This is a genomic window from Paenibacillus sp. ClWae2A, from assembly GCF_032452295.1.
Taxonomy (GTDB): domain Bacteria; phylum Bacillota; class Bacilli; order Paenibacillales; family Paenibacillaceae; genus Paenibacillus.
This window is the reverse complement of the sequence record NZ_JAULSQ010000024.1, coordinates 1-13371: the sequence shown is the minus strand read 5'-3', so window position 1 is coordinate 13371 and position 13371 is coordinate 1. Positions and strand designations below refer to the sequence as shown.

Below are 13371 nucleotides of genomic sequence, written 5' to 3'. Positions count from 1 at the left end.
GTATTTTAACTAAAAATATATATACGCAAAAAATCCCGATGAGATCTAATATCATCGGGATTCTTTCATTGGTTTAAACAGTTAATGTAAGTCAGTCTATCCCTTACTCAACCGTTACGCTTTTCGCCAGGTTACGTGGTTTATCCACATCGTGACCCAGTGCCAGGGAAGCGTAGTATGCCAGCAATTGCAGCGCAACTACAGACAGAGCCGGGCTAAGCAATGGCAGCGTCTTAGGAATTGCAAACGCTTGGTCTACGGATTTCAGCAATGGTGCTACGTGCTCTTCGTACGTAATTGCCAGTACATCTGCTCCACGTGCTTTCACTTCTTTGATGTTGCTCACTGTTTTCTCAAGCACGTTCTCCTGAGTTGCCAAGGCAATAACAGGGATACCGTCTTCAATCAATGCAAGCGTACCGTGTTTCAACTCACCTGCAGCATAAGCTTCAGAGTGAATATAAGAGATCTCTTTCAGTTTCAACGATCCTTCTTGAGCTACTGCGTAGTCAAGACCACGGCCGATGAAGAAGAGATGTTCATGTTTGGAGATTTGCTCTGCATATCCTTTGATTGCTTCCGCTTGCTCCAACATGGATTCCACTTGCTCAGGCAATGCTTGCATCGCTGCCAGCGTGTGTGCAATCTCTTCAGCAGATTGAGTACCACGAACTTGTGCAAGGTACAGACCAAGCAAGTTGAACGCGATCAACTGTGAAGTATACGCTTTGGTGGAAGCTACTGCAATTTCAGGGCCTGCCAATGTTGCGATAACATCATCTGCATCACGTGCAATGGAGCTGCCCACTACGTTTGTGATTGCCAGTACATGTGCGCCATTGGATTGTGCTTCACGCAATGCAGCAAGCGTATCGGCAGTTTCACCGGATTGGCTCACTACGATTACAAGTGTATCTTTGTGCACGATTGGGGAACGGTAACGGTACTCGGAAGCCACATCTGTTTCAACCGGAATACGTACCAATTGCTCAATCACTGTACGTCCAACCAGACCTGCATGGTACGCTGTACCACATGCAATGATTTGAACGTTACGGATATTTTTAATTTGTTCTTCAGTCATTTTCAACTCAGGAAGTTGAACTTTTTTACCTTCATTATCGATGCGACCCAGCATTGTATCACGATATGCTTTTGGTTGCTCATGAATTTCTTTCAGCATGAAGTGCTCGAATCCGCCTTTTTCTGCGGTTACAGCATCCCAATCGACACGAATCATTTCCCGAGAAATAAAATTGCCTTCAATCGTCATCAATTCGACAGCATCATGTGTCAATACAGCCATTTCACCATCATTCAGAATGTACACGTTACGTGTATGTTCCAGAATTGCCGGGATGTCAGAACCAATGAAGTTCTCGCCTTCACCAATACCAATAATCAATGGGCTTGCTTGACGCACAGCTACGAGTTTCTCAGGCTCATGCTCTGTCAATACACCCAATGCGAATGCACCACGCAACAACGTGATCACTTTTTGCACTGTTTTAACGATATCACCATTGTATTCACGTGCGATCAGGTGAGAGATAACCTCAGTATCTGTCTCGGAAGTGAATGTGTGGCCTTGAGCCATCAATTCGTCCTTCAGATCCAGGTAGTTCTCAATAATACCGTTATGCACAACAGAGAACTTCTGGCTTCCGTCGGTGTGTGGATGGGAGTTCTCATCCGATGGTTTACCATGAGTCGCCCAACGTGTGTGTCCGATTCCGGCATTACCTACCAGTGGTGCACCATCCAGCTTGGCTTCAAGGTTCGCAAGACGACCAAGAGCTTTCGTGATTTGCAGACCTTCCGGTGTGAATACCGCAATACCTGCAGAATCATAACCACGATACTCAAGTTTCTTCAATCCTTCGACCAATACCGATTGAGTGTTCTTATTACCAATATATCCAACAATACCGCACATAGTTTATTTCCTCCGTTTGTATATGAATACTGTGTCACGAAGAGAAACAGGCAGAGGCGGCATATCGGAAAAATGAGTGATTGCCTAGCGTTTCATGAACACTTGTTACTTATTCAATTATCAATGATCAGAGCGACCTCGTGTCGCCCCGCAGTCATCATAAGCTGTTATGAATGCAATCATGAATGTACATCATTTTCCCGTCCGCGTACTGTTTACACTCTTCACGCACATTCATTTGAATTTTAGTTTGACTCTTGCACCTGCACCGGCGCGTTGTGTGGACAGTCACCCATCCATTTTCCGCAATCCGGTTTACGGCTCTGGTGCTTCACCGGGAGGTCCCCGCCGAACAATCCGAACACCTCCACCTCGTCAGCTTGATTGCCGTTGATCTCCATCAGCCTTCCTTCAACCTCGAAGAAATCCTGATCAACATCTTCCCGCGCAACTCCAAGCTCTGGCGCTTGTGTAACTGTAACCTTACGTTCCTCACTTTCTGTGTCTGAATGACGACTCCACTCATTATATGCACGTCAGGTCCATTTTGCAATGGAGCAAAGTACCTGTGACAATTTCAGCATATTTACCCACAATCCCGACCGGATAAACGGACCTATGGTCTCATCAGGCCGGGACGTAGGAATATCCATGCATAAGTTCTGAATCATGTTATATTATACCCTTTACCACACAACAATCCCCTTAAGAAAACCGTATTCAGAAGGTAATTTTTACATTTTCCGGTCCTATACCAGTTCTTTTTGCACTACATCTGCGATTTGAGACACAAATTGTTCAAGTTCGTCTTTATCTGGTCCTTCCGCCATAACACGGATCAGGGATTCAGTACCTGAAGCACGAACGAGTACACGTCCATTATCGCCGAGTTGTTGTTCTACTGTAGCAATAGCTTGCTCGATCGCAGAATTACCCTCGTATTTGCTCTTATCTTCAACACGCACATTCACCAATACTTGTGGGTACTGGGTCATTAGCGCTTTGAGTTCACTCAGTTTTTTACCGGAAGCCTTGAGCGTATCCACGAGTTGAATCGCAGTCAGCATACCGTCTCCGGTTGTATTGTAATCCAGGAAAATAACATGGCCAGATTGCTCTCCGCCCAAGTTGTAACCACCGCGACGCATTTCCTCCATCACATAACGGTCACCTACTGCTGTTTTGGCTGTTTTCAGTGCAAGTTTCTCCGTTGCTTTGTAGAATCCGATGTTACTCATAACCGTTGATACAACGGTACTGTCCTTCAACTTGCCTGCACGATTCATCGCATCACCACAGATACACAGAATGAAGTCTCCATCCACCTCAGCGCCTGTCTCATCAATAGCAATCAAACGATCCGCATCCCCATCAAAAGCAAGACCCAGATCCGCTTTATGTTTGAGCACTTCTTGTTTCAGGTTCTCTGGATGAGTTGATCCACATTGCTCATTAATATTCAGGCCGTTAGGCTCAGCGCCAATGGCAATGACTTCTGCACCAAGTTCACTGAACAATTTCGGTGCCAGCTCATAAGCTGCTCCGTTTGCACAGTCCAGAACAATTTTAAGACCAGAGAACGACTCATTTACAGTCGTTTTCAGGAAGTCGAGGTAACGATAACGGGATTCTTCATCCGTCGTTACGGTACCCAGCCCTCCACCAACTGGTCGTGGCAATTGATCTGTCTCCGCATCCATCAGCTCTTCAATCCGGTTCTCCGTTTCATCAGACAGCTTGAAGCCATCTCCGCCAAAGAACTTGATTCCGTTATCCTCAACCGGATTGTGGGAAGCCGAGATCATCACGCCCGCGTCAGCTTTCAACAAACGTGCAATATACGCCACTCCCGGAGTGGATACAACGCCCAGACGAATCACATCAGCGCCAATGGACAACAGACCTGCAACCAGTGCGGATTCCAACATCAATCCCGAGATACGAGTATCCATGCCGATAACCACTTTTGGTCTTTCCACACCACCTGCAAGCACGTAACCACCACAACGTCCAATGCTGTAAGCCAGCTCTGCCGTTAACTCTTTATTGGCAACCCCTCTTACACCGTCTGTACCAAAATATTTCCCCATGATTTAACTCCTTCTATTCGCATCATATATGAGCACTATTATTATTTTTTGAGAATTTTAAAATTAGAACGTTTACGGATTCGCGCCACTTTTGCTACCAGTACCGTTGTTATTATTATTTAAATTACCTCGACTGCTTGTGCTCCCCTGTTGCCCCTGATCCTGAGTATCCGTATTCGATTCCGTTTCATCTTCATCAGGAACAGGCTCCGTTTCCCCATTTTCGACCTCGGCTGGTGAAGGGTCAGGTGCTACCGTTCCCTCGTCAGTTGGATCTTCGCTAGGAGTAGTCGTGGTGTCTTCAGCCTTTTCGCTAATTTTCACCGTTGCACTCAATGCATTGGATGATTCATCCAGTTTGGCAAAACGGGGCAGGTCGGCTTCAAGCTTGATCTCATGCGTTCCAACCGCAAGTCCAGCAAGATCACCTGTCAACGTGAGATCTTCACTACTCAGACCCTCAAGCATACTTGGTGAGCCTGTGAGTGTAAGGTTCAGACCCCCGCTTCGAGGCGTAACCAGTGTCCCTTCCAGTCCATTCCCCGCACCGGTAAGTGTGATGGGGACGTTCGGAAAGACTTTGGTTGTCTCCTCTGCCTCGTCAAATGGTGATATGGTTACCTTGATCTGAATCGAACTAGGCTCGATTTTCTCAAAACCGGGAGGCGGCGTCAAGTCCACGTTAACTGTCGATGTACCCGACTGATCAAACTGTGTAAGATCAAGGGTTACTTGGTCGTAGGACTGTATACCCGCAAGCGCACCCTCTGATCCATAAACCGAGACTTCTTTCACGCTAGGCTCTACTGTGGAGAGAACCAGGCCTTCCGGTAGCTGTCCCGAATATTTGATTCTTAAGGGTACAGATGTATAGGGCTGATTGACCGGAACACGGACTTCAACCGTTTGAGGCGTTATAATCGCGTTTTCAAGGACCTTGCCCTCAGCATCGTATGCCTGAAGTTTCACTTTTTTCTGTATGACATCTTCCTTGGCATCTTTCACGCTCACACTGCCCTGAACCTTCGCTACAGCGTCAAGTTGCCCTTCGGGCAGAGTTACCTTGACCTGACCTGAAGGTTCAACAACGGGCGTCCCAGCACTATATCCAGCGGATGGCTCTCCTTCGGGTACAATATTCACGTCAAAGGATTTGGTGCCCAATTTTTCCACATTGACCGTAACCATGGATGGCTCCATGCTGACTACCTCAACTCCTGAAGGCAAATCAGCTACTAAAGGTAACGTATTGGACCCATCTTTCACCTGACTAAGGTCAAGAAGCACTTTATATTCATCATTAGTAAATATTGAAGTTAACATGGAACGCTGCCCTTTAATCTCCAAACGCACTTCGTCCGTGCTCAGGGAAGTAAGTACATAGGAATTGCTATCAAGCCCATAAGGCTGAACAGGCACCGTACGCTCTACAACCTTGCTGGTTGTCCCTGTAGAGATCGTCGGCGTTGTCGGGACTTCATCCAGATGAATCATGAACCAGAGCAGCAGGCTCACCGCAAGCGCAAGTATTTTGGCAAAGTTATTATTGTTAAACCACTTATCCATTGTTACGTCCTCCCTTCCGTTTCCAGAAGGTTGTCCAACCATTCTTTTTCAGATTGGATGTAGGGCGCAACTCCTCATACAGTTTGGCAATCAGCGATTCTTCCTTAATATCACGAACGACCTGTCCATTCATTGCCAGTGACACTTGTCCTGTCTCCTCGGAGATAACCAAACAGATCGCATCTGCAACTTCGGTAATCCCGATTGCTGCACGGTGACGTGTTCCCAATTCCTTACTGATAAACGGATTCTCGGATAATGGCAAATAACAAGCTGCCGCCGAGATCTGTTTTCCCTGTATAATAACGGCTCCATCATGGAGCGGTGTATTCGGTATAAAGATATTAATCATCAGCTCCGAGCTGACAAGAGATTGCATCTTAATGCCCGACTCCGTGTAATCATTCAGACCCGTTTCCCGTTCGAATACAACCAAAGCGCCAATTTTACGCCGTGACAAATAATTAACAGACTTAATAATCTCACCAATCAATACCGTTAATTCTTCTTCACTAGCCGCCGCCGAGCGTGCAAACAGCTTGCCCCGTCCCAATTGCTCCAGTCCACGGCGGAGCTCCGGCTGAAAGATAATAAAGACTGCAAGGACACCAAACGTAAACATCTGATTCATCAGCCATTTGAGCGTATATAGGTTTAGCCACGTACTTAATGCCCAGATCAGCACAAGGAACAGAATTCCTTTCAAGAGCTGAACCGCACGTGTCCCCCGCACAAGCAAAATCAGTTTGTACATAATATAGGTAACGATCAATATATCGATAACGTCCTTAATGGACTCTGTCCACGTTAAGTCAGCAAAATAATTCATAAGCCAGCCCCCGCTATCCCCATTGATGAGTAAACCCTGATCTCATATTAACCCATTAGGATTTTATATAATCCTTTGTCTCCGCATTTTCGCATTATTCGATTTGTGCAAAATGCGTATCTATATGTAGTAGTATGTTCTCTTTAGTATCTAGGTTATAACGTTAACGTTCAGGTTGCAAGTTACGGCAGTCTCAAACTGCACATAAACATCACATTTACCATTAATTACAAAGTTTTCGTATAAAAAAAGAGTACCCCATGCAATCTGGAGGTACCCTGCTTGGTATATACCATTGAAGATTTTACCCTGTTCTAGCGATAAGCCACTTCATTTACCATATTGGTTATTTTGTACCAGAACCAGTCCAGCGCCTGATCAATACTTTTCACCTGACCTGATATATGCGCCGTTGAAGCCTGAAACAGTTGTCCGTCGATAACCGTCAGATTGCCGTTCACATCACCATATACTTGTGCGGTTCCATTTTCTATCGTAAGATCGCCAGCAATTGACTTACCTTCAGGAACAATAACCGTGTTACCCTGAATCACGATCTGGTCCAGATTATTTCCCTTAACAACCATTTCGTTATTCTGATTCCAGAAATTCAAGGCGCTAAAGAGCATCACGACCAAAAAGAAGGCTGCCGCCGTCAGCGCGGGATGTCCTTTGACCCATTTGAGCCATGCTTGCTGTCTCTTGGGCTGGGGCAGAGCATTCATAATTCGATTGGTCAGCTCATCAGAGGCAGACGGTGAATAGTGTTTCATGGCAAAGAGTAGCATTTCCGTCTGTTCCAACTCTTTAAAGCGCATGCGACAATCCGGACAGATCACAAGGTGACTTTTCAAGTCAACCTTCTGGGCCGGGGACAACGACTCATCCAAACATTCATGCATTAAAGAGACGGCCGAGTTGCAATCCATATGAGAGCCAATCCTTTCTTAAATCACTTAGTCCATGTGCCATTAAAAAGCACGCATAAGACTTGCATACATTACATACGCATCCGTTTCGGATATGTTTCAAATAATTTCGCCCATATTTAAAGGCGTTTAACATTTATAACTTATACTCCAATTTTTTACGTAGAAAATCACGGCCCCGATGAACGCGTGTCTTGATCGTTGTTACGGGCATACCTGTCACATCACTGATTTCCTGTAGCGACAAGTCCTGTAAATATCTCAGAATCATAACGGACTTATACTTGGCTGGCAAACTGTCAATGGCCTCACGAATGAGTGTCTGCGTTTCTGACAGGAGCGCTTCACTCTCCGGTGTACGATCATCACTCGGGAGCATCGCATAACCATCAGATCCTTCCTGGTCATTCAGTTCAGCATCCAAAGAGTATGAAGGTTTCTTTCTGCGCAGTCGGTCAATACACAGATTCGTCGCGATCCGGTAGATCCAGGTTGAGAACTTCTGGTTCGGATCATACTTCTCCATATTTCGAAACACACGCAAAAACGTCTCCTGCACAACGTCTTCAGCTTCATGACGATTGTTCAGCATCCGATATGCCAAATGAAATAGCTTGTCCTTATATAGTTCAACGATTTCTGCGAAGGCTCTCTGGTCACCCTTGAGCACCAGTTTAACAAGCCTGTTCTCCAAATTGTCCACCCTTATTCCCCCAGACATGCTGATGGGTCTTCCGTCTTCTGATACCCGTCCACACTTGTAATTCACCAATCAAATCGTAAATCAACTTTGGTCAAAAATCAAGACTGTATGACAAATATCCGCCAAAAACAGTAAAAACGGGAACTCCCGCAGGAGTCCCGTTTCATCTCTCACTCCGTAGAGCAGAGAATGGAGCTTTTATTCAACAAAGTAATGGGTACTTTGTTACACATCATTATTCAAATGCAGCAGTTCAATGATCAACCTGTATTACGCAGCCCTGCAGCGATGCCATTGATTGTCAGCAACACTTCTCTGAGCAGTTCCGTATCATCCTCACCACGTTCACGCATATCTCTGAGCTCGCTCAGAAGTTGAACCTGCATGTAGGACAATGGATCCACATATGGGTTACGAAGACGAATGGATTCCTGAATAACCGGTACATCATCCAAAATCTCAGCTTCTCCGGTAATTTTCAGGATCAGCTCTTTGGTGAGCTTGAATTCGGCTTCAATCTGACCGTAAATGCGATCCCGTGCTTCCTTGTTGGAAGTCATGGCCGAGTACTCTTTGGCAATCACGAGGTCAGCTTTGGCTACGGCCATCTGAACCGTATCAATCAGCGTGCGGAAGAATGGGAAGCTTGCATACATTTCTTTCAGGACAACCAGATTTTCCTCTTTATCCTGATAGTAACTTTGCAACCCTGTTCCTGCCGCATACCAAGCCGGAAGCAGATAACGACTTTGCGTCCATGCAAATACCCAAGGAATCGCTCTCAGATCTTCAAACTTGTCGCTACCCTTCCGCTTGGACGGACGTGAACCAATATTCAGTTCACCCACCTCTGGAAGCGGTGTGGATTCCTTGAAGAAGGTGAAGAAGTCCGGATCACGGAAAATCAAATCCTGATATTTCGTCAGAGATACTTCGGAAATCTCTTTGATGATGCTGTCCCAATGACGCTCGGATTCTGATTCTTGCGGCTCAAGACCATTCAGTGCTGCTGTAATCAAAGCAGAAGTTGCCTGCTCCAGACTACGGTACGCAATCCCCTGAAGGGAGTAACGGGAAGAAATGACCTCTCCCTGCTCTGTAATCTTGATGCCCCCACCAATGGTATGTGGTGGTTGTGCAAGAATACTGCGGTTAAGCGGCATGCCCCCACGTCCAAGAGCCCCGCCACGTCCATGGAAGAACTTCAGCTTAACGCCGTGTTCATTACCTACAGCCGTGATCGCATTCATTGCTACACGCAGTTCCCAGTTGGCAGTAACTACTCCGCCGTCCTTGTTACTGTCTGAATAACCAAGCATGATTTCATGAAGTTCATTCCGTCCTTTTACGCTTGCGCGGTATACAGGAAGGTTGAACAGCTTCTGCATAATGTCCGAAGCCGCATGAAGATCATCAATCGTTTCAAACAGCGGTACCGCTTGAAGTGTAGCTACAACGTCACCGTTGTGTCCTTTGGTGAATAAGCCCACTTCCTTGGCAAATACCATAACCTCCAGCAAGTCACTTGCACCCTGTGTCATACTGATCAGGTAACTTGTGATACAGCCAGTCCCAAATTCGTTCTGGGCACGCTTAATGGTACGGAAGACATCCAGACACTCTTTGGTTCCCTCTGTGTATTGGTGATAAGGAGAAGTAAGCGGACGTGGATCATCCAGCAAACGAGCAAGCAGATCGATTTTACCGTCTTCAGTCAGACGTGCATAATCTTCTACAATGTTCATTTTGGCCAAAATCTCAGACATCGCATTTTCATGTTCCTTACTGTGCTGACGCACATCCAATGCAGCGGTATGGAAACCAAACAACTCAACTTGACGAATCATTTTACGAATAGTCGTATCCGCTACGTAATCGGCAAAATGATGGCGCAGACTTCGATCAATAATCATCAGATCATCAATCAAATCCTGAGCGGTATGATAACGGTCAGCCTGACCTAATTTGTTCTCATCCAGTACATTGTTCAGCTTGGCAATCATATAGGCCAATTTGATGCGATATGGCTCTTTTTCATTCCGCCAGATATCCACTTTTTTCAATGTAACAGAATTGCGGTCCTGCTCAATCGACTGCACCAGCTCATCCGATACATGAATGATGTTTGTGCTGAAGCTGAGATGACCCATAAGTTCAATCATAATCCGTTGGTATTCACGCAAAGCGAGCTTGCGTTGCATCAACAACGTCTGCCATGTTACATCTGAAGTTACCGAAGGATTTCCATCCCGGTCTCCACCGATCCAGGAACCGAACCGCAAATACGTCGGCACATGCCAGTCATGGTCAGGATAAAATTTGTTCAGGCAGCGTTCCAGCTCCTGATATACATCCGGAAGTACGTGGAACAACGTTTCGTGAAAGTAGTACATCCCGTTCCGCACTTCATCGAGTACAGTCGGTTTGCGGTCGCGAAGTTCATCTGTCTGCCAAAGAGTAATAACCTCATTCAGCAGTTTCTCACGCAACTGTTCACGTTCACGCAACGTCAGCGTAGGATTATCAAGAAGCATGACATCTTCAGATATCCGTTTATGAATGTCCAGAATAACCCGGCGCATGGCTTCGGTTGGGTGAGCTGTCATAACGAGTTCCAACGACAAATCGTCGAGAATCTCTTCCACCTCTGTATGAGACAATCCACGTTCCTTAAGATCCTGTACTGCTTTCTCAATCGATCCTGGCTGCACAGCGTTCCCTGCAGAACGTTCATAATCCCGTTTACGCCGGATCCGATGGTTTTGTTCAGCAATATTAACTAATTGAAAATAAATAGCGAAAGCCCGAATAACCTGGTGACGATTGTCCGAGTCTAATTCCTGGATCATCGTTTTGAACTCTGCATACAGTTCTGGCAAAAATTCTGCACGTAACGATTTGCTCGTTTCCCGAATCTTCTCAACGATATCTAGAAGCTCCGTGCCGCCTTGATGGACAAGAACTTCTCCGAGTATATTGCCCAGGAACCGCACGTCTCTACGAAGCAGGTTGTTGGATTGGCTTTTGCTGGCGGTTACCATAGTTTCAGTCATGCTTATCCTCCCATCTGATCGTTCCATTCGTACACGTAAATTTGACACCTTCATAACATCATACAATAAAATGGTACGAAAATCTTTATTTTTCTACTAGAAAAAATGGGGATTATCCCCGATTTACAGCACAAAAACACGCTTTTTTATTCATTTTCTTGTTCTGCTTCAATTAATGGTCATATGCTGTCGCATGATACCTTTTTCACGTACTTTAGATAATTCAAATATCTCATACCTATACTTAAAAATTTATAAATATACAGTTCTTTTAGATATGATCCATATACCTGATAGTAAGGTTATACCGCATAATCTCATTATTTGAGAACAGATAATATACAAAGAAACATGACCGGCAAAGCAAGCTTTTGTATACTTTACCACAGTGACGCAATAAATTAAAGATGTAATTATAAATTTCTTCCCACTACAAGTCTGCTTATTAGGGGAGTTTATTAGGGGAGTTTCTTATGTATGTTCCTAACCTACTGTAATCGTAGGCATATCTTAACACATCATTTCTACATAATGTTCTTAGCTTTTTGGGCAGATTAATCTATAGCTCTTACTAAAAAGGAGGAATCCAAATGTTGAAGAAAGGCACTACAATTATTGCTTCCGTGCTTCTGGTAGCCGCGATGGCCAGCCCTGCTGCTGCTGATGGTCATATGAACAAAGGAATGGATACAACCGGCTCACGTGTCCGGTCTTATCAGGACACCAACTACATGGATCGCACAAACACCAACCTGAATATGGATGGAAACTACCGCAACAATGGTGACTATCGTACCAACAGTGTTCGTGCAAACGCCACAACAACCGACCGTGACAACGGCATGGATTGGGGCTGGCTCGGTTTGCTGGGACTGCTTGGATTAGCTGGCATGCGTAAAACAGTGACGGATCACAACGAACGTTAAATTGTGCTCACGTCACGTTACAATAGGTGCTACGTCTTAAAAGCAGCTCATCCACAGAGATAAACAGAAGAGCCGAGACCTCCCTATTTCAATAGTAAAGGGGTCTTGGCTCTTTTTTAAATAAACCTGTACTGTAATTCACATAAAAAATCACATAAAATAACTGCTAATTTTTGCGTTAATAAAAATAAAAGAACCTCTGCATCTGCAAAGGCACTTTCATTATGTCCTGTAAGCGGGTGATGGGAATCGAACCCACGCTATTAGCTTGGAAGGCTAAAGTTCTACCATTGAACTACACCCGCATAAACAAAATCGGGATGACACGATTTGAACATGCGACCCCCTGGTCCCAAACCAGGTGCTCTACCAAGCTGAGCTACATCCCGATACTAAAAAAATAATGGCGCGCCCTGAGAGATTCGAACTCCCGGCCTTTTGATTCGTAGTCAAACGCTCTATCCAGCTGAGCTAAGGGCGCAAAATATTGGAGCGGAAGACGGGAATCGAACCCGCGACCCTCGCCTTGGCAAGGCGATGCTCTACCGCTGAGCCACTTCCGCAAATAAAGGATGCGCGTGGAGGGACTTGAACCCCCACGTCAAAGACGCTAGATCCTAAGTCTAGTGCGTCTGCCAATTCCGCCACACGCGCATATGATGGTGAGTCATGAAGGGCTCGAACCTTCGACACCCTGATTAAAAGTCAGGTGCTCTACCAACTGAGCTAATGACTCATACTAAAATGGCTGGGGATATAGGATTTGAACCTATGCATGACGGAGTCAAAGTCCGTTGCCTTACCGCTTGGCTAATCCCCAATAAAAGATATGGTGGAGGCTGAGGGGATCGAACCCCCGACCCTCTGCTTGTAAGGCAGATGCTCTCCCAGCTGAGCTAAGCCTCCAACTATATGACCCGTAGGGGATTCGAACCCCTGTTACCTCCGTGAAAGGGAGGTGTCTTAACCCCTTGACCAACGGGCCCCATTTCCAAAGCTCTCAACCGGGATCGAACCGGTGACCTCATCCTTACCATGGATGCACTCTACCTACTGAGCTATGAGAGCAAATGGCTCCCCGAACAGGGCTCGAACCTGTGACAACTCGATTAACAGTCGAGTGCTCTACCAACTGAGCTATCAGGGAATAATATGCATTTGCAGTGCAAATGCAATTCATCGTACAACGTCCACATGCAGAGCCTGTTTTCTATGTATGATGAAAGAGTTCGCTTGGCGGCGTCCTACTCTCCCAGGACCCTGCGGTCCAAGTACCATCGGCGCTAGAGGGCTTAACGGTCGTGTTCGGGATGGGTACGTGTGGAACCCCTCCGCCATC

Annotated in this window: 9 protein-coding genes, 11 tRNA genes and 1 rRNA gene; 1 reads left to right on the top strand and 20 read right to left on the bottom strand. The window is 45.8% G+C overall.

Annotation, left to right across the window (positions count from 1 at the left end; translation table 11 throughout):
- Positions 1-103 precede the first annotated feature (103 nt).
- The 8 genes from glmS to ppc all read right to left on the bottom strand — a co-directional run bounded on the left by glmS (position 104) and on the right by ppc (position 11106).
- Positions 104-1936 carry a glutamine--fructose-6-phosphate transaminase (isomerizing) gene (glmS, locus tag QVE09_RS30950; protein ID WP_076217241.1) on the bottom strand — a complete coding sequence of 611 codons (1833 nt, stop codon included), beginning with the start codon at positions 1934-1936 and terminating at the stop codon, positions 104-106.
- A gap of 245 nt (positions 1937-2181) precedes the next feature.
- Positions 2182-2337, bottom strand: a complete 156-nt coding sequence (locus QVE09_RS30945; RefSeq protein ID WP_315939846.1) for a hypothetical protein — start codon at positions 2335-2337, stop codon at positions 2182-2184.
- Positions 2338-2685: 348 nt separating this feature from the next.
- Positions 2686-4026, bottom strand: a complete 1341-nt coding sequence (gene glmM, locus QVE09_RS30940; RefSeq protein WP_145325919.1) for a phosphoglucosamine mutase — start codon at positions 4024-4026, stop codon at positions 2686-2688.
- 72 nt (positions 4027-4098) lie between these two features.
- Positions 4099-5592, bottom strand: coding sequence for a CdaR family protein (locus QVE09_RS30935; protein ID WP_315939845.1), 1494 nt, complete (start codon positions 5590-5592; stop codon positions 4099-4101).
- Positions 5585-6421 carry a diadenylate cyclase CdaA gene (gene cdaA / locus QVE09_RS30930; protein ID WP_315939844.1) on the bottom strand — a complete coding sequence of 279 codons (837 nt, stop codon included), beginning with the start codon at positions 6419-6421 and terminating at the stop codon, positions 5585-5587. Before cdaA ends, QVE09_RS30935 begins: the two co-directional genes overlap by 8 nt.
- Positions 6422-6735: 314 nt before the next feature.
- Positions 6736-7350 carry a zf-HC2 domain-containing protein gene (locus tag QVE09_RS30925; RefSeq protein WP_315939843.1) on the bottom strand — a complete coding sequence of 205 codons (615 nt, stop codon included), beginning with the start codon at positions 7348-7350 and terminating at the stop codon, positions 6736-6738.
- Positions 7351-7486: 136 nt separating this feature from the next.
- Positions 7487-8053 (bottom strand): RNA polymerase sigma factor SigW, encoded by a 567-nt coding sequence (gene sigW, locus QVE09_RS30920; protein WP_017692117.1) that lies wholly within the window; start codon positions 8051-8053, stop codon positions 7487-7489.
- A gap of 260 nt (positions 8054-8313) precedes the next feature.
- Positions 8314-11106, bottom strand: coding sequence for a phosphoenolpyruvate carboxylase (ppc, locus tag QVE09_RS30915; RefSeq protein WP_315939842.1), 2793 nt, complete (start codon positions 11104-11106; stop codon positions 8314-8316).
- Between the two features lie 590 nt (positions 11107-11696).
- Here ppc and QVE09_RS30910 point away from each other — a divergent pair.
- A complete protein-coding gene (locus QVE09_RS30910) occupies positions 11697-12032 on the top strand; it encodes a WGxxGxxG family protein (protein WP_315939841.1) in 336 nt (111 codons plus the stop codon).
- A gap of 234 nt (positions 12033-12266) precedes the next feature.
- Here QVE09_RS30910 and QVE09_RS30905 read toward each other — a convergent pair.
- From QVE09_RS30905 to rrf, 12 genes are all read right to left on the bottom strand, one after another.
- Positions 12267-12337 (bottom strand) — tRNA-Gly (locus QVE09_RS30905).
- Between the two features lie 10 nt (positions 12338-12347).
- Positions 12348-12421 (bottom strand) — tRNA-Pro (locus tag QVE09_RS30900).
- Between the two features lie 15 nt (positions 12422-12436).
- Positions 12437-12513 (bottom strand) — tRNA-Arg (locus QVE09_RS30895).
- Between the two features lie 7 nt (positions 12514-12520).
- Positions 12521-12595: transfer RNA gene (locus QVE09_RS30890), tRNA-Gly, on the bottom strand.
- A 10-nt stretch (positions 12596-12605) separates the two neighbouring features.
- Positions 12606-12686: transfer RNA gene (locus QVE09_RS30885), tRNA-Leu, on the bottom strand.
- A gap of 6 nt (positions 12687-12692) precedes the next feature.
- A tRNA-Lys gene (locus tag QVE09_RS30880) sits at positions 12693-12768 on the bottom strand.
- 9 nt (positions 12769-12777) lie between these two features.
- A tRNA-Gln gene (locus QVE09_RS30875) sits at positions 12778-12852 on the bottom strand.
- A gap of 10 nt (positions 12853-12862) precedes the next feature.
- Positions 12863-12938, bottom strand: a tRNA-Val gene (locus QVE09_RS30870).
- A 7-nt stretch (positions 12939-12945) separates the two neighbouring features.
- Positions 12946-13017, bottom strand: a tRNA-Glu gene (locus QVE09_RS30865).
- 10 nt (positions 13018-13027) lie between these two features.
- Positions 13028-13100 (bottom strand) — tRNA-Thr (locus QVE09_RS30860).
- Positions 13101-13103: 3 nt separating this feature from the next.
- A tRNA-Asn gene (locus tag QVE09_RS30855) sits at positions 13104-13179 on the bottom strand.
- An 84-nt stretch (positions 13180-13263) separates the two neighbouring features.
- A 5S ribosomal RNA gene (gene rrf / locus QVE09_RS30850) occupies positions 13264-13371 on the bottom strand; the annotation flags it as partial.

Bases quoted from the DNA above. Each gene is read 5' to 3' on its own strand.
- glmS (WP_076217241.1), bottom strand. From the start codon at position 1,936: ATGTGCGGTATTGTTGGATATATTGGTAATAAGAACACTCAATCGGTA.
- QVE09_RS30945 (WP_315939846.1), bottom strand. From the start codon at position 2,337: ATGGAGATCAACGGCAATCAAGCTGACGAGGTGGAGGTGTTCGGATTG.
- glmM (WP_145325919.1), bottom strand. From the start codon at position 4,026: ATGGGGAAATATTTTGGTACAGACGGTGTAAGAGGGGTTGCCAATAAA.
- QVE09_RS30935 (WP_315939845.1), bottom strand. From the start codon at position 5,592: ATGGATAAGTGGTTTAACAATAATAACTTTGCCAAAATACTTGCGCTT.
- cdaA (WP_315939844.1), bottom strand. From the start codon at position 6,421: ATGAATTATTTTGCTGACTTAACGTGGACAGAGTCCATTAAGGACGTT.
- QVE09_RS30925 (WP_315939843.1), bottom strand. From the start codon at position 7,350: ATGGATTGCAACTCGGCCGTCTCTTTAATGCATGAATGTTTGGATGAG.
- ppc (WP_315939842.1), bottom strand. From the start codon at position 11,106: ATGACTGAAACTATGGTAACCGCCAGCAAAAGCCAATCCAACAACCTG.
- QVE09_RS30910 (WP_315939841.1), top strand. From the start codon at position 11,697: ATGTTGAAGAAAGGCACTACAATTATTGCTTCCGTGCTTCTGGTAGCC.